This is a genomic window from Microbulbifer maximicatervae (SeqCode) (genome assembly GCF_052467825.1).
Genome location: NZ_CP174327.1, coordinates 2,639,128 through 2,655,305, shown reverse-complemented (window position 1 = coordinate 2,655,305; position 16,178 = coordinate 2,639,128). Strand labels below are relative to the sequence as shown.

Genomic DNA, 16,178 nt, shown 5'->3' with positions numbered 1-16,178 from the left:
CTATAAGCTAGGTCAAAACTCAATAGGAAAAGAAACTCTTATGAAAGTTACAGCCATTGCCTCCTGTTTACTATTAGCCTCAAGTAATAGCTTCGCCCTCGAAACCAAAAAGAATAACTACGATTTGAGAATCGACAATGTACAAATATTAACCAGCGATGCGGAAGGCTTTAGCGAGAAAAGCCGTATTTACATTCAAGATGACCGCATAGCCAGAATCACTCCAATGACCGGGACAGCCCTACCTGCCGAGAATACCCACGATGCACAGGGTAAATATGCAATACCGGGCTTAATCGATTTACATGTGCACTTGAGTGCATCTGGGTCAACGTATAAGAATTATCAGCACCTGCCGTTAGAAACCAACTTAAACAATCAACTCTATTATGGCGTTACCGCTGTCACTGACCTTCTGATGTCGAGCGAGATGATGCAATCTATATCCCAGTTGAACGATTTGGCTCCACTAGTATTTGCCTCCGGACCCGCCTTCACCAACCCTAGAGGTCACGGTACCCAATTCGGAGTGAAAGTTCATGAGATTGACAGTATCGAGCAAATCAGTGCGAGCTGGGATGCACACTTAAGTTACCAGCCAAAGTTGACCAAAGCCATCATAGAAACTTTTGATGGTACTGTCGTCCCGCTCTCAGATGATGTACTCAAAGAGATTGGAAAACGCTCCCAAAGCGCCGACTTACCGTTTTTTGTTCATGTCTCCACCCTGGAAGATGGGAAACGAGCAATCAAGGCCGGGGCTACTGCTTTAGCCCACGGTATTAACTTTGAACCAGTAGACAATGAATTTGTAAAGCTCATGCTACAAAACGAGGTTACCTATATACCCACTCTATCAGTGCTTCATAATCAGGCTGATGAACATGAAAATCAATCTATCACTCAATTAGACTTGGCACCTATACACCCAAAAATGAAGGGCTGCCTGTTTAATGAAGTCCAGGCACCAACGGCCAGTAGAAAACTAGCCTGGGAGAAAAAATCTATCGCATATAATAACGTGATCAAGCTAGCTAAAGCCGGAATAAAAATTGGCGCTGGCTCTGACTCCGGCAACCCCTACTCGCCACACGGACTGGGCTTAATAAGCGAGATATTAGCCTTGCACAAGGCGGGTCTATCCAATCAGCAAATTTTACTCGCCACGACACAGGTTGCAGCAAAAACTTTGAATGCAAGTGAGAATATAGGGTCAATATCCCAGGGAAAACGAGCTGATTTTATTCTGCTAAACAAAAATCCTATTGAGAACATACAAGCAATTACAAACCCAGAAAAGATCTATCTTGCAGGTGTGGCGGTAGAGAGAAAACAGCTTATCGAGAAGAGTTACGCCACTCCCCCCATTGGTTCTAGTTGTGAATCTTCATCGGAGACGAAAGGCCATAGAATATAAAAGAACTTCATAGTGTCAGCACCCATTTAAATTGTAATTTATGGGTGCTGATACTCACCTTTAGCTAATAAGCAAACATATCAAGCGGGCTTGAATTAAAACTATCTTATATTATTTAATCCCAATATAATTGACCAATACAGAATAAGCTATGATAGCTATTGCTCATCAATATTTTATGTCAATACTAAAAGATCTTAAGCATCCTTTCTTTGCGAAATCATTTGTCGTCGTTCTATTACTAGATATAGCTTGCGTATTTGTTTTTTTTGAATCAGGAGATATAAGCTCGGTCAGCAATGCTCTCACTGGTGCTCCGATATGGTTTGTTTTCTTTTATTGGCTACCCACCTGGTCCACAGCTCTTATTGTATTGCGCCTTAGACGCAGAGGGTATCATTCATTGTTAATCGAGTGGATGATCCTGGTAGTCCATATGACTATCGGCAATCAGTGCGTTAGCTGGTTTATAGAGTACGCCTTTAATGTCGAAGGCGGTTTGAATATGGGACTGGGCATTATCTTTAATGGGCTAATGTGGGCTACCTGTTTATACTGTTCTTACGCCATGCTGGAATACCGCCATAAAGCCTCTGAGCAAAAGCTCGCCATGCAGAAAGCAAAATTACAAACATTACGTTATCAGCTAAATCCACACTTTATGTTTAACAGTCTTAATACTATCTCCTCCTATATTCATAGCGATCCAAACCTTGCTGATGAAGTTTTACATAAACTGGCAGATATTTTGAGACATTCTCTCGACACTGGCGAGCTAGAAGAAACTACAATCAAAGAAGAAATTGAACTGATTAATAAGTATTTAGAGATAGAAAAAGTACGTTTTGGTGATAATTTGAAAGTAGAGATTACGGTAGACCCAAGAGCCAGTGATATCTCTATCCCTCCCCTATTATTACAGCCAATTTTTGAGAATTGCTTCAAACATTGTCGTACAATAGAAAACTTACATATTCAATGTCGTATCTACTTAAAGAATGACAAGGTAATTATTGAAGTCGCAGATAATGGATATGGATTTCAGGAAAGCGTTCTTAGTTTTATCCACTCACAGGGAACTGGAATTCATAATTTGCGCCAGCGCATTGAGCTACGACCAAATGGAAAACTTACTCTAAGCAATCAAAGCGGTGCCCACGTTAAAGTTGAGATGTCTGTATGAATTTAAGGGTCATTATTGCCGAAGATGAAGCACCGGCAAGGAATAAATTAAAAGCTCAGCTGGCGACTATTAACTCTATTGAATTGGTTGCAGAAGCAAAATCTGGACTGGAAGCATTAACATTGATTGAGGAGCATCAACCACAACTACTACTGATGGACATTGAAATGCCTCATCTTAGTGGATTGGATGTACTAGATGCCCTAACTTACCAACCCTATATTATTTTCACAACAGCGTATTCTAAGTTTGCTATTGATGCTTTTAACCACGATACAATCGATTACTTGCTTAAACCCTTCCCATTGCAACGCTTAAAAGCTGCCATCGAAAAAGCGGAGAAGCGAATCAAACTTATTCATAACAGTACTCGGGTAGGGGGTGATTCGATAGCACTAAAGCGCCTCGTAAGTAAGTGCGATGATCGCATGACCTTTATTGATCTGAACGATATTTCTTATATTAAGTCTGAACAAGGTTCAATTATTGCTCATACAGTGAAAGGCATCAAACCCTTACAAATGGGCCTAGATCAACTGGAGCAAAAGCTTAACCCAGATCAATTTCTACGCCTACACCGCAGCTACCTGATTAACCTGGACAGAGTCTCGGAAATTCAGCGTTACTTAAACGGAAAATTGGCAGTGATTATTGATGATGAACAGAAAACCACTTTAATATCTAGCCGATCCGGAGCCGATAGATTGAAAATGATATTCGAGCAGGGAAGCTAGAAATCGCTATTTGTTTCTTTATTCTTACACGATTAGACCGTACTTACACCATAAATGAAAATCGGGCTGAGTTTAATATGGAATGCTGGCAAGTACGTTCTTGATACCACCTCATAAGCACTATCAAGTAATCATCCCAACATCATAAATCATATCGAAAAAAATAAAGTGCTGAACCAATTCAATACATTGGGAAAGACACAGAAGCCTCTAAAACTAGCCCAGCATTTCTTTAAGTGGAAATAAGAGTTTCGACATTCAATTATTCAAGAGACTCTTCAAATTCCTTTTTGCTCTCTAAATCGTAATAAAGGATATCACTCCAATACAAACCCACCGGAGGCTCACTCTCAACGTTGTCAAATTTATCATTGAACTGGAGCCCATAAAATGGACTTAAAGCAGATTCTGAATTGTTTTCTGCCGCACTCTTTACAATATCAGCCGATACCTTTGGGTCTTCAGGAAGTGCATCAATAGCTGCTCCAGCTTCACGGCAAGCGATAATTTCGGATTCAACGTAGCCACGCAGAACTGACTCTTCAGAGCCATCCATACAGTCGAGCTCGATAGTCTCAAGCAGTAGATGCCTATCCTTATGCTCTTGAAGGAATTCTAACGTTTCATTTAGCATTGAATCCGGCAGATCCGTAATGTCTTTGCTAATAACTCGCAGAACTTCAACAAATTTCTTTAACCGCTCAAATCCTACTTCAAAGTCACTACTAATAGCATAAAGTTGAGTTTTATCATCAGGTAAATCGTCCTCAAAGCCATCCGAGACCAATGACGCGCACAGATTGGGATTCCCGGACATTAGTACACGGTAGGTGAAGGGAATACTATATGGCCATTCAGATAAGCCTGAGATAGTCTCGGGGCGGTCTGAATAGGATTTAGGTTGATTACTAAGGCTATAAAGATAAGAACGATTTGCCATTTTGAGGCTCCCTATAAATACTGCCAACGGCACAACTTTATCGCTGTCATGCCTTTTCTGCTTAAGAAAACTATTGGATTGAAACTTCCTGGGCTAAGAAAGTCGAGAGTGAAGTTAACTATGTGTACTTACCATCCAGTTAGTTGCTAATAACCATCGGTTCATTCGTAAATTGAGTAGATGGATAAGTTAGGTACTGACCGCCAGCGTTCTATTTCTGTTAGAACTAGACTCTACCACTACTGAGCCTGATTATGTACAAAGGGGCTTTATTTTAATGATATTTTTCAGAAATTGATTTTAATCAATTTCAGCTTGGAGTTTTTCTAACTGTGCCTTAGCCAGAGCCATTCAACTTTACCCCTGTAAATAGCTCTGGTCACTCGGTAGATTATCAAACCACAACCTGCCTTAACCTGAACTTTAAATTACTCACGCTATACATGTAACTATTACTTACTTTTTCTACCCTCTGTCTTCGTTCATTAAGTCTACCTTAGTTACCAGGCTCCTATTATTCGGGGCACTCCCTTTCTTCCAATACCCCACCCTTCTTGATTGAGTATTCTGTATAACTTCCGGTCATTATATCGAGAATTTGTAACCAGGAATAAAACAGCGCTTTTTCAGATTTAGCAATTTCTTCTGCCAGTTCCTTTGCGGATTCCTCTGTGGGTGCAGAATCCCTAAAGCTTTTTGCACCGCCATTCATTAAATGAACCCGCTCTGCAAAAATTGCGAACCGATTGATTTTTCTTCCCATAATTTGCTCCTTATCCATAAAAACAGCTTAAGTCCTTACATTCCTAAGCTGATACTTCCATCCAATTTATACTTCGCTCAACTCCTCGCATTTGCGCCAGGGTCAGTTCTAACTCCTCGCGTAGATTCATCTCTACTGATACCGAAAAGCTGCGTACGTATTTTGTATAGTTAAGGATACAGATAGCGTACATTGGCCGGTTGTTATAACCCGATCGGTAACGGCAGATCCGGATCGGCTCCCCGTCAATAGTGATACTTCTGGCTCCCATTGCTACCTCCACTCAAGATACTGTACATGCATACAGTATACGGTAAGAGGTTCAGGAACTGTCAAGTCACTATTGCCGCCAGTCCAGAGCCCACTCCGCCCATATCGCCCTTCTGCACGCGAAATTACCAGTGTTATCAAGGAGTTTGGTACGAGGGTAATCACCGTTTACGCCATAGCCGCAGATATACACTTCCTGTGTATTGGCAACCCAGTCGTATAAGTGCTGGGACAAGCCATAGACTGTATAAGAAACGATCAGCGATCTATTTTTTGATTAAAAAATGATTATCAAGGCTTAAGGTGAGGGAGCACCGGTGAGTAGTACATAGGCTACACCGCTCAACTCAATGCAAGGGAGAAGCAGAGGGGTTGTCGTAGAACAATGTGTATCCTGCTAGCTACCAGGAGTATTTGGGGAATGCTTGGGTAGTCAGCCTTTAGGAGGGTTTTGCGGTACCTCTAAGCTCTCTAGGCTTTTAGCCAGCCAGTCTTCATACCAGTTAAGATAGCTACTAGACCAAGGCTGTGGCTCACGGTAACTCTGAGTAACCCATACCTCTCCCCTATGAGCACCGTTAATAACTAACATAAATTCAATACCACAGCCTATTTCTGCAATATCAATGGTGCCTGCTGACATCGGATATTCATCTTCGTCATCCTGGTAATAGTGCGGAAGACCCTCTACGTTAGCACCATAAGAATGCCCAGCCCCAAAACCAATCTCAAGAAGAAAGGCCCGAAACTCCTGCGGTAAAGAAATGTTGTATTTCTTCTCGATACCGTTAATTTCTTCCTCCGAAAACCGACGGAAGTTATAGTTCCAGCGCTCTGCACCAAAGAGAGAACAATCCTTATCCAAACCACTCAGCCGCTTAAGTTGTTGTTTGATGCCCAGAAGTCGACTTTCTATATCTTGCGTACTCATACCGTCTATATTTTAAATATTGATAAGTTTCAATTCTGTCTAGATTATAACTTTTAACTCAACAGCTGAAGTACCCACTCCACATCCTGCTGCACTGTAACCTAACGAAGAGTGAGATTACTTCACTTTGTGCCATTTCGTTAATCTAAATTCGCAGCCATAATTACTGCGATAAGAGCCCCGCAAATAAAATAGAAAAATACAAACCACCCTTGAACTAAAGCACCTACTTACTTACAAGAATCAAAAGAGATATTTGCGATGTATACCAGTGATTTAATTTAATTTAGCCAATTTAATCTAGATCAACTATGGCCCAACAGTATCAAACTCCAACAGCAGCTAACATATTTTAAAGTTGAAAATACAGCTAAAAAGATAGGCGCAGAAATGATCTTATTGGAATTTATTCAGATTGTTTTCAGTAACAAAACTGCGTAAGGTAAGTGAATATTTCTCGATATTTTGTTCGCTGCTGAGCAGCGTTATTTGTGAAAAAGTCGAACTCAAAATACTGAAGAACTTTATAACTTGCCTATTCCCTCAAAGGAGAACGGTAGCGTGACATAAAAGTAAGTAAAAGTCGCTGACCCAAGGTGCTACCAACACCAGGGGCCAGCTAACCAAATTGATAAACGACCTATCAAGATGGCTGTATGGATGATACGCTAGAAACCCGCTCGTCTTCAATAAAGTGGAGCACATTCAGTAACTTGAGGCAATTACTCAGGTTCTGGCAGCGTTGTGTCTGTCTTTTCTACTTTTATGCCTACCGTTCCCGTGCCCCACCCCGCATTCACTCTTCAACTTTCTTTCACAGCTTTCCCATTGCGGAAAGGCTACCCATGGTTTGAGTATCATTAGGGAATAACATATGTTGATTTTGACTCGCCGAATTGGCCAAAACCTCAGAATTGGGGCTAATGTCTCAATCACTGTATTGAGCGTTAAAGGCAATCAAGTACAAGTAGGAATAAAGGCCCCCAAATCTTTGGCAGTTCATCGTGAAGAAATTTATAACCGTATCCAGAGGGAACAGAAGATAGGCAAGTAAAATCTGTGAGTGGAAAACCTGGACCAATTATTGGGGGCAGAGTCGAGTTAGCTAATGGGTTACACTGCCACCAATTATTGGCCTTTCGCGAGAGCGATCATACTTACCGCCAAGAACCCAATCATCTTGAAACTTTGGGATTATCACGAATAGGAGATACGCCATCTTCGAAGACTATATGTCGTCTTCGAAATTTCTTATCCAAAAGGTATTCAGGTTGGCTAATCCGATCCATTCGAAAATGACGAAAGTCATTGCGAGCAGGGTCCCAAGCTACCAGATACCATACGGGTGGTAAGATCAACATAGCTTGCGGTTCAACAACCCGGCTAGTTACTGCCCCTTTCGCATCACGATATTGGAAGCTCAGGTATAGTCGCTGAAGAAAAGCCGTTTCAAATGTAGGCAGTAGTAAGGGCGACATCTCTCCGACATTAGATACGTCTACCTCCGGTGAAAGCTTGCCGATGTACAGGCAATCCATAAACCTACGTAAATCACGCACCTTATCAACGGGTAAAGCCTTCTCTATTTTTGCCAGCCCGGCATCCGCAAGATCCGAAAAGGGCAAACTCCCTGCTGCACGCACGGATGCAACGCTAATAAGCAGCGCAAAAATCTCAGCGACCGAGAGCCGAGCTGTAGTTTGAACCGATTGCGGATCAAGTTGCAGGCCGCCCCCAGGGCCAGGTTCAGAACGGATAACAAAGCCCTCATCCCGCAACGAGCTGATATCACGCAGCACTGTGCGCCTGGATGCGCCAACTTCAGCGGCTAAATCGGCAATCGTCAAAGTGCCCTTTCGGCGAAGGCTTCGCACTATGGCGTCTTGTCGGAGACGTACATTCATTTTACACAGATATTAATAAATGGTGACAGTTTTTGGCACTATTAGATTCTAGCCTATGCACTCACGATCCAGCAAAGGGATGTTGAAGTTGGAACAACCCCTAAGGATAGAAAGTGGAGCCTGCTGGTAAACAGCACCTCTCAAGGCCTCCCCAAAAAAGAGGAAGTAAATTGTCTAGAATACCCGATTTCCCCACACCTACTATTATCTCAGTGAATGGCATAGAGCTGGAGGTCTTTGAAGCGGGCCAGCAGAACACAGGAAACCCCGTTGTGCTTTGCCACGGATGGCCGGAACATGCCTTTTCCTGGCGCCACCAAATACCCGCTCTCGCCGCAGCGGGCTACCACGTTATCGTTCCCAATCAGCGAGGCTATGGCAACTCATCCTGCCCAACGGAAGTAACCAGCTATGACATCGAACAATTAACCGGCGATCTAGCTGCACTTCTGGATCACTACGGATACCAAGATGCCACCTTCATCGGTCATGATTGGGGTGCAATGGTCGTTTGGGGAATAGCGCTATTACACCCAAACCGCGTAAATAAAATTATAAACCTCGCACTGCCCTATCAAGCCCGAACAGAAAAACCTTGGATCGAGTTTATGGAGGAATTCCTTGGGAGCGATTATTATTTTGTGCACTTCAACAGGCAGCCAGGTGTTGCGGACGCAGTGTTGGACAAGAACGCTTCCCAGTTCCTTCGTAATTTGCTCCGCAAAGACGTACCTCCTACACCGCCGGAGCCTGGTATGGTAATGATCAATCTCGCGAGAGCAGTATCACCGCTTGGTGCCCCCTTGCTGAATGATAGTGAACTGGCTGTATTCTTTTCCGCATTTGAAAAAACGGGTTTTACAAGTAGCATAAATTGGTATAGAAACCTGGATCGCAATTGGCATATCTTGGCAGATGTAGACCCAGTTATCCAAAAGCCGACCCTCATGATTTACGGCGATCATGATTTGATACCTAGGTCTCCAGATATCAAAGATTTCGTTCCCAATGTAGATGAGGTGAACCTTAATTGCGGCCATTGGATTCAACAGGAAAGACCGGAAGAAACCAATCAAGTGATTTTAAACTGGCTGGAACAACAATCCGCTACTTAGTATCCATTACTCTAGAAAATTCCCTTTCTGATTATCCACACAGAATCCCGCAAAGAAGGCGTTCACGGTAGGATACCCACTGTAAAGTGGCCATCTGGGGATAGCATGTGCATATAAGCGAGACATGCTACTTCATGAGGCCACTGCTCAACACTATATATCTCGATACAACTCATCAGATACTGATAAATTGGCTTTGCTGCCGAGATGTTCCTCACCGCTAAATTTGGCTGACAATCATCGCTTAAGTATGTAAAACTAGTGGCTTAATGCATCCACCCTGGTGCAGGCAGATCATAACTTCACTGTCAATTTCAGAATTTTATAATAACTGGATTCCCAAATGGAAAAGGTTGCCATATTTGTTGATGTGCAAAATGTTTATTACACATGTCGACAAATCTATAAACGAAACTTTGATTACAACAAGTTTTGGCGGGAGGTGACAGGGGGTAAAAAAGTTGTTAAAGCCATAGCTTACGCCATCGACCGTGGTGATAGAAAACAGTATGAATTTCAAAACATCTTAAGGTCGATTGGTTTCGAAGTGAAATTAAAGCCCTTCACCCAAAGATCCGACGGCTCAGCCAAGGGCGACTGGGATGTGGGCATAACTATTGATGCTATGGAATATTCAAGCTCGGTAGATACAGTGATTTTAGTGTCAGGAGATGGCGACTTTGACATTCTTGCCCACAAGCTCAGGTTAGATAGAGGCAAGAAAGTTGAAGTATATGGTGTTCCGGAATTGACGGCTGGAGCATTAATTAATGCGGCGAGCAAATTCACTCCAATTGAAGATAGGTTATTGCTGTAATAACAGCCAAGGCTACTAACTGGTGTTCAGTGGCCTTAAAGAAATTTCGCTCAAAATAACCATCTAGTCACTTATGTGATTTTAGAACAAATACCTATGCTATTAGTCAACAGACAAGTCTATTATTGGCTTTTATACTATCTAATAACACCTTAGTAAGGCTCAAGGCGTCAACAAATGAAGAACTCATTAGTTATAATTTTGACCCTATTCTCTATGGCTTCTATAGCAAGAGGGGATGTAAATAATTGCCCTAAATTAAATCTCAACATTCCTGAATCTAAAGCCAACCCAGTAATAAAGGTCGCACCACTGCGTCCGATAGGCACTAACAGGAACTTACCCGTATGCGTAGTCGTGTCCTTTAGACTGGTAGAGAAACCGACGTCTGAAGGTGGAGGTCTTGTTCCTGGGGAAATAAAGATCGAAGGTTCATCTGATAAAGCATGGGATACCCCCGTTAAAGTCGCCGTATCAAGATGGCTTTACCTTTCAGAAGGTATCGACTATCGTGGGCGTCAGTATGTGATCTATAAGATTCCCTAACAATCCCCATAGTCAAAAACTAGAAAAGCTAAATGGTACCGTTTAGAGATTTTATGCGTATATTGGTACTCTTGATTACATTTATCCCCGCAGCAGTTTTTGCAGGAGGTATAAATTGTACTAGCGACGGAGACTCAGATCGCTATAAAAATCAGCTCAAAAAATTCAATGCTCAGCTACTATGCGGCCTAAGTCCTGAGTATGTTGCAGGATTTCGTATTGTTTTTGCTCCATCATTCGGACAAGCCAAGATAACAACGGTTTACCAACGCCATGACGGGACACTAGATGTAAATGGTAAATATCCTCTATCGTTATCTCAGTACATGGACATGGTTTCCCAATTTAAGGATCTCAACCTCTTTGAATTAGAAAGTTATGATAGATTAATTGATTTGTACTGTGCCAAGCCTCCAAAATTATCAACGAAAATAGATTCCTCCGAACCTAATAAATGCCCTTTGGGGTTCGATGGGGAGACCGTTTATATTGAGGCTGCCTATGGAGGCCAAAAAAGGACCGTTCAGCGCTGGAATGGACTAAGTGTTGCTCCCGATGTGGAAAGGGACTTTAGTAAAACTGCAAATTTTCTCCTAAATATACTTGACTCTGAAATTAAGGAATAATTTATTTTTATATATACTCAATGAGAACACTCAAGATTCTATTATTTTACTTTAGGGAGTGGAAAGGATTTAGCCTAATAGTTCTCCTTCTATTACTGGTGTTACTTCATGTTATTAACCTGGCCAGTAACACCGAGAAGGTTGTAAAGCAAAATGGTACAATCAAATCAAAATTTTATATTGGTCGCTCCAATGCCGCTCACATACCAAAATACCAATATCAAGTAGAGCTGAAGAATCGCAAGGTGATTGATGTGGGCAGCGATATGAACCTACACCCAGGTGATACGGTTTGTATTGCAAGCATCACTTATAAAAATAGCGTAAGAGTCGCCAAATATACCATAGAGACTTCAAACGGCTGCACCGGTGCACAGTAATCGGCGTTGCGTAAGAATCTACTTTTATGTTCCGACTAACTCCACGAGACTCTAGCCGTTGAGCTTTAGGCGTCAGCTCAGAGACCCGCTAATTCCCATGCCTATCAATCCTTATATTAGTTTCTTTACCTTAACCATATTAATAAACTCAGCATGGTGATAGGTGCGCCTAACTTATTGATATTATATGCTTTTTTAGTGGTATTCAGGGTATATGAAGTATTACCCCTGTTACCAAATGCTATGTTTCTAGAGTCGCGTACAATCTACGGAACCAGAAGGCAATGGCTATCAGAATCCTTTCTATCGATGGTGGAGGAATCCGGGGAATCTTGCCTGGCCAGATACTGGTGTCCCTTGAGCACAAGCTAAAGGTGAAATCAGGCAATCCTGACGCCAGGATAGGCGAGTACTTCGACCTGGTGGCCGGAACAAGTACCGGTGCAATATTAGGTGCCGCCTACATCTGTCCTAACAAGCAAGGAAAACCAAAATTTTCTGCCCAGGATGCTGTCAGCCTCTACCTTAAGGAAGGCGAGAAGGTATTTGGCTCAGGCTCATGGCCTTTTCTAGAAAAGTTAAAGTTATTGAAGGAGGAAAAGTACTGTTCCATGGAGTTGGACAGGGTTTTATCGCAATTCTTTGGGAAAATGAAACTTAGTAATCTATTAAAGCCCTGCTGCTTTGTTTCCTATAATATCAAAAAACGGGAACAAGTCATTTTTAGGCAACATTGTGCCATAGTAAAGAATGAAGACTTTCTGGTTAAAGACCTTCTACTGGGAAGCACCGCGGTACCAACCTATTTTGTGCCAGCACGCATCTTTTCACTACCTCCATCCAACAATAAATATGTCTTAATTGATGGCGGCATGGTAGCCAGTGATCCTGCTTTATGCGCCTACTCCGAAGCCATCAAATTCAGCGGGGTCTCTGGGATGAAGGATATGGTTATTGTATCTCTGGGTACTGGCAGGCAACTTTCAGGATACAAATACAAGGAGGTTAAAGATTGGGGGATACTCAATTGGGCAAGGCCCGCCATTGATATCGCCGTAAATGGAAGCGCGCAAATGGTTCATTACTATATGAAGCAAATTTCTTCTACCGTAGAGAATTCAAATTACTACCGGATACAACCAAAGCTTTACGCTGCTGACTCATCTATGGACAATGCGACACCAGAAAACCTGAAGAAGTTAAAAAAAGCGGGAGAAAGGAATGCAGAGTATTTTGATAAAGAGCTGGAAGAAATAGCTACTATATTAGTCAACAACCAAGGAAGCCATAGGTATCAGTAATGCTACCGATCGGGACCAGCGTTGACTTTATCAAATTACAGCTATAGAAATTCATACTACTTATTAGAGCTTAGGTATTTTTCTCTTACCTGATTAATCATACCTCCTGCTTCCAACACTTCAATTTCGTCCTTAGCCAAATCACTCCGCAAGTTAATACATTCTCCTGATGATTTAATTATTAACTTAATTGAACTGCTTGACTTTATCTGTGCAATTGGATTGTCAATTTCAAGAGCTACCCCCTGTTGAAGAAGATTGTAATCATCAAAATTCTCAAATAGCAATGGTAGCACACCGAAGTTAATAAGATTACGCCGGTGTATACGGGCCATACTTTTTGCAACTATGCACCTCACCCCAAGAAAACGTGAAGATACCGCCGCATGCTCACGGCTGGAGCCTTGTCCATAATTTTCACCACCGACAACAAAACAGTCTCCATTGAGCTTCACTGCCCGATCATAGAATGATTCATCGATTCGTGAGAATGTATAGCGGCTGATGGCGGGGATATTTGAGCGCAGCGGTAAGATTTCTGCTCCAGCAGGTAATATTTCATCAGTGGAAACATTATCCCCTGCTTTCAGCAATAATGGGCCAGTTAAAACTTCCGGTAGCTTTTCGAAATCAGGAAGGGGCTTGATATTTGGCCCTTTGATCAACTCAACTGCTACTGGGATTTCTTGAGGTGGCTGCAATAACGGACGTATATCAGGTAGATATTCCGGCTCATGGAAGCTGGGGTAATCCATATCCAGGTCACGAGGGTCAGTGATCACCCCTCTTAACGCACTGGCAGTGGCCACTTCGGGGCTGCATAAATAGACTTGGTCGTCTGCGGTGCCTGAGCGGCCACGGAAGTTACGTGGGACCGTGCGCAAGCTGATACCGCCACTGGCGGGAGCCTGCCCCATGCCGATACAGCCACCGCACCCAGTTTGATGCAAGCGAGCTCCCGCTTGTAGCAATTTTGTCAGATCTCCACTCCGACTGAGCTCTTCGAGTAACTGACGTGAGGTTGGATTGATGTCAAAGGAAACGTCATCGGCTATTCGGCGACCTGAAACCATGCGTGCAGGTATCGCAAAGTCTCTCAACCCTGGGTTGGCAGAAGAGCCAATATAGCTCTGATAGATAGGACGGCCCTCCACTTCACGGACCGTCACAACTTTGTCTGGGCTTGATGGACAAGCAATTAGCGGCTCGAGATTTGATAAATCGATAGTATCTTCTTCGTCATAACCAGCACCTTCATCGGCCTTCATTTCGACAAAGTCGTTTTCACGATGCTGCTGTTTTAGGAAAGCCCTTACTGCTTCATCGGCAGGAAAGACGCTGGTGGTAGCGCCCATTTCCTGCCCCATATTGGCAATCACATGACGATCCATCGCTGTCAATTTATCCAGGCCGGGGCCGTAATATTCAACAATCTTGTTAACACAGCCCTTAACAGACTGCCGACGTAACATTTCCAGAATGATATTCTTAGCGCTAATCCATGGCGGCAGCTCACCTTCGAGCTTCACACCGAGTATTTTGGGCATTTTCAGTGCAAAAGGGACGCCTGCGATGGCCATTGCTACCTGTAGGCCACCGGCTCCAATCGCCAGCATCCCCATAGAACCCGCTGCACAAGTATGGCTATCGGCGCCAAGTAATGTCTTACCAGGAACATCGAAACAAGCCATCTGTACTGGATGGCTGACACCATTACCGGGCCGCGAAAACCAAATTCCAAATTTACGACAGGCACTTTGCAGGAATATATGATCGTCGGCGTTTTTAAAATCCGTCTGTAACAGGTTATGGTCTACATATTGTGCTGAAAGCTCAGTCTTGATTTGAGACAAACCAAGTGCCTCAAGCTCCAACATAATAAGTGTTCCCGTCCCATCCTGAGCTAGCGTCTGATCGATCTTTATCTCTATTGGGCTGCCAGGCTCCATTGATCCACTCACGAGGTGGCTTTGGATAAGTTTCTGCGCAAGATTCATAGGCATAAAGGGATACCCGGTGAGTGAGCTGGAGCTTTCTAGTATTGATGTAACTAGATCTTGATCATTGTAGCTCTAGCTTCCTCGGCTGAAGCACCGTTATAGCTGCAGGACTATGTAAGCGCCAAGGCTATACCCCTGGACTCTTAGTAGCCCTAACATACGTTAGCGCTACCTGAACCGTTTACTTCCTCAGTTTTGTAATGTCTGACACATGACTGAGTATATGCTGCAACATACCCTAGATAGGGGGGCGCTAGTAGATAGAGATTTAATTCAATCCAGTACTTATATTTAATCATCCAAAATAAAAAGTGTTCTTTGGAAAGATACTATTTCGCAAGATTGGCAATTGCTTATGGATTCAGCTTACACACAATTATATTAATTTTCTTCTCCACAAGCTGCCCTGTATTACTTTCTCCATACTCACTATGCTTCCCGCGGGATACAACTTTAAATCCAGCGTCAGACAATTGGGCACAAATATCATCCTCACCAAACAGCCTGAATCCATATTGAGTGAATGGTAGATTTTGCATAAAAGATTTATCGCCAAAAGCCAGGCATAACTTTCCTTTAGGTGCTAGTACTCTGGAGATCTCTGCAAGATGAGTTTTTAGGGTGTCCCAAAAATATATTGTGTGTACGGCTAGAACCTTATCGAACTGTTTATCGGCAAATGGCAGGCTTTCTGAGCTACCAACTAAAAAGTCCATTTGCCCTGACTCTATATATTCAAAATTTAGACCCTTTGCGGTTGCAACCATATCGCTCGACCAATCAATACCGGTATAGCGGACACAAGATCCCTTACGAATTACGTCGACTGCAAATTTGCCATTACCAGGACCAATTTCTAGAACAGAATCACCATCTACCACATTGAGAGCTGTTAAAGCGGCAAGGTTCGTTGCTTCATTCGCTTTGTTCATTTGCTGCGCGGTTTCTGAAGCCAATGTACCAGATGGTTTTCTAAGCTGCTCAGCAACGAGCTTTGGATCTTTTGACATTACTATTCCTTCAGCGTCAAAAATAGAATACTGACCAGATAATTCATTCTTTAAATTAACCAATCACTACCTGGGTAACCGTTTTGTTTTGAACATAGATATAAAATACAACTTATTCTACACTATCCTATTGCTCAACATCTATATCGATTATGTTAGGTAAAAAGTAGGTACAGGCAGAATACCTATTAAGATATTCTGCCTGCGTATCTCAGTATTTCCTGCAATACAAATTACTTCA

Annotated in this window: 17 protein-coding genes; 10 read left to right on the top strand and 7 right to left on the bottom strand. The window is 42.7% G+C overall.

What is annotated here, in order from left to right:
* Positions 1–40: 40 nt before the first annotated feature.
* The 3 genes from ACJJII_RS11730 (at position 41) to ACJJII_RS11720 (ending at position 3,334) form a co-directional block, all read left to right on the top strand.
* On the top strand, positions 41–1,417 hold the full coding sequence (locus ACJJII_RS11730) for an amidohydrolase family protein (protein ID WP_444916314.1): 1,377 nt from the start codon (positions 41–43) through the stop codon (positions 1,415–1,417).
* A 151-nt stretch (positions 1,418–1,568) separates the two neighbouring features.
* Positions 1,569–2,600, top strand: coding sequence for a sensor histidine kinase (locus ACJJII_RS11725; RefSeq protein WP_444916313.1), 1,032 nt, complete (start codon positions 1,569–1,571; stop codon positions 2,598–2,600).
* Positions 2,597–3,334, top strand: coding sequence for a LytR/AlgR family response regulator transcription factor (locus ACJJII_RS11720; protein ID WP_444916312.1), 738 nt, complete (start codon positions 2,597–2,599; stop codon positions 3,332–3,334). The genes ACJJII_RS11725 and ACJJII_RS11720 overlap by 4 nt, the downstream gene beginning before the upstream one ends.
* 262 nt (positions 3,335–3,596) lie before the next feature.
* On the opposite strand, the gene ACJJII_RS11715 is transcribed toward ACJJII_RS11720, so the two are convergent.
* The 4 genes from ACJJII_RS11715 to ACJJII_RS11700 form a co-directional block, all read right to left on the bottom strand.
* A complete protein-coding gene (locus ACJJII_RS11715; RefSeq protein ID WP_444916311.1) occupies positions 3,597–4,274 on the bottom strand; it encodes a DUF7822 domain-containing protein in 678 nt (225 codons plus the stop codon).
* A 514-nt stretch (positions 4,275–4,788) separates the two neighbouring features.
* The gene (locus tag ACJJII_RS11710; RefSeq protein ID WP_444916310.1) at positions 4,789–5,037 is read right to left on the bottom strand and encodes a hypothetical protein; all 249 of its coding nucleotides are present in this window, start codon (positions 5,035–5,037) and stop codon (positions 4,789–4,791) included.
* 43 nt (positions 5,038–5,080) lie between these two features.
* On the bottom strand, positions 5,081–5,308 hold the full coding sequence (locus ACJJII_RS11705) for a hypothetical protein (protein WP_413664682.1): 228 nt from the start codon (positions 5,306–5,308) through the stop codon (positions 5,081–5,083).
* A gap of 432 nt (positions 5,309–5,740) precedes the next feature.
* Positions 5,741–6,238: an SMI1/KNR4 family protein gene (locus tag ACJJII_RS11700; RefSeq protein WP_444916309.1), complete on the bottom strand. Its 498-nt coding sequence runs from the start codon at positions 6,236–6,238 to the stop codon at positions 5,741–5,743.
* Between the two features lie 874 nt (positions 6,239–7,112).
* Between ACJJII_RS11700 and csrA the strand changes: the two genes are divergently transcribed.
* A complete protein-coding gene (csrA, locus tag ACJJII_RS11695; RefSeq protein WP_444916308.1) occupies positions 7,113–7,292 on the top strand; it encodes a carbon storage regulator CsrA in 180 nt (59 codons plus the stop codon).
* Between the two features lie 121 nt (positions 7,293–7,413).
* Here csrA and ACJJII_RS11690 read toward each other — a convergent pair whose 3' ends face one another.
* Complete coding sequence (locus ACJJII_RS11690; RefSeq protein ID WP_413664679.1) at positions 7,414–8,142, bottom strand: helix-turn-helix transcriptional regulator; 729 nt, start codon at positions 8,140–8,142, stop codon at positions 7,414–7,416.
* Positions 8,143–8,312: 170 nt separating this feature from the next.
* Here ACJJII_RS11690 and ACJJII_RS11685 point away from each other — a divergent pair, with 170 nt between their 5' ends.
* The 6 genes from ACJJII_RS11685 (at position 8,313) to ACJJII_RS11660 (ending at position 12,927) form a co-directional block, all read left to right on the top strand.
* Positions 8,313–9,257 carry an alpha/beta fold hydrolase gene (locus tag ACJJII_RS11685; RefSeq protein WP_444894958.1) on the top strand — a complete coding sequence of 315 codons (945 nt, stop codon included), beginning with the start codon at positions 8,313–8,315 and terminating at the stop codon, positions 9,255–9,257.
* A gap of 343 nt (positions 9,258–9,600) precedes the next feature.
* Entirely contained in the window at positions 9,601–10,074 is a 474-nt protein-coding gene (locus ACJJII_RS11680; protein ID WP_444894959.1) for a LabA-like NYN domain-containing protein, read from the top strand.
* Positions 10,075–10,251: 177 nt separating this feature from the next.
* Positions 10,252–10,620, top strand: coding sequence for a hypothetical protein (locus ACJJII_RS11675; RefSeq protein ID WP_444916307.1), 369 nt, complete (start codon positions 10,252–10,254; stop codon positions 10,618–10,620).
* A 53-nt stretch (positions 10,621–10,673) separates the two neighbouring features.
* Positions 10,674–11,246 (top strand): hypothetical protein, encoded by a 573-nt coding sequence (locus tag ACJJII_RS11670; RefSeq protein WP_444894961.1) that lies wholly within the window; start codon positions 10,674–10,676, stop codon positions 11,244–11,246.
* Positions 11,247–11,266: 20 nt separating this feature from the next.
* The gene (locus ACJJII_RS11665) at positions 11,267–11,626 is read left to right on the top strand and encodes a hypothetical protein (RefSeq protein ID WP_444894962.1); all 360 of its coding nucleotides are present in this window, start codon (positions 11,267–11,269) and stop codon (positions 11,624–11,626) included.
* Positions 11,627–11,910: 284 nt separating this feature from the next.
* Positions 11,911–12,927 (top strand): patatin-like phospholipase family protein, encoded by a 1,017-nt coding sequence (locus ACJJII_RS11660; RefSeq protein ID WP_444916306.1) that lies wholly within the window; start codon positions 11,911–11,913, stop codon positions 12,925–12,927.
* A gap of 56 nt (positions 12,928–12,983) precedes the next feature.
* Here the strand turns inward: ACJJII_RS11660 and ACJJII_RS11655 are convergent, their stop codons facing one another.
* Together ACJJII_RS11655 and ACJJII_RS11650 are read right to left on the bottom strand one after the other, a co-directional pair.
* Positions 12,984–14,930, bottom strand: coding sequence for an aconitate hydratase (locus ACJJII_RS11655; protein WP_444916305.1), 1,947 nt, complete (start codon positions 14,928–14,930; stop codon positions 12,984–12,986).
* Between the two features lie 350 nt (positions 14,931–15,280).
* On the bottom strand, positions 15,281–16,000 hold the full coding sequence (locus ACJJII_RS11650) for a class I SAM-dependent methyltransferase (RefSeq protein WP_444916304.1): 720 nt from the start codon (positions 15,998–16,000) through the stop codon (positions 15,281–15,283).
* Positions 16,001–16,178: the final 178 nt, after the last annotated feature.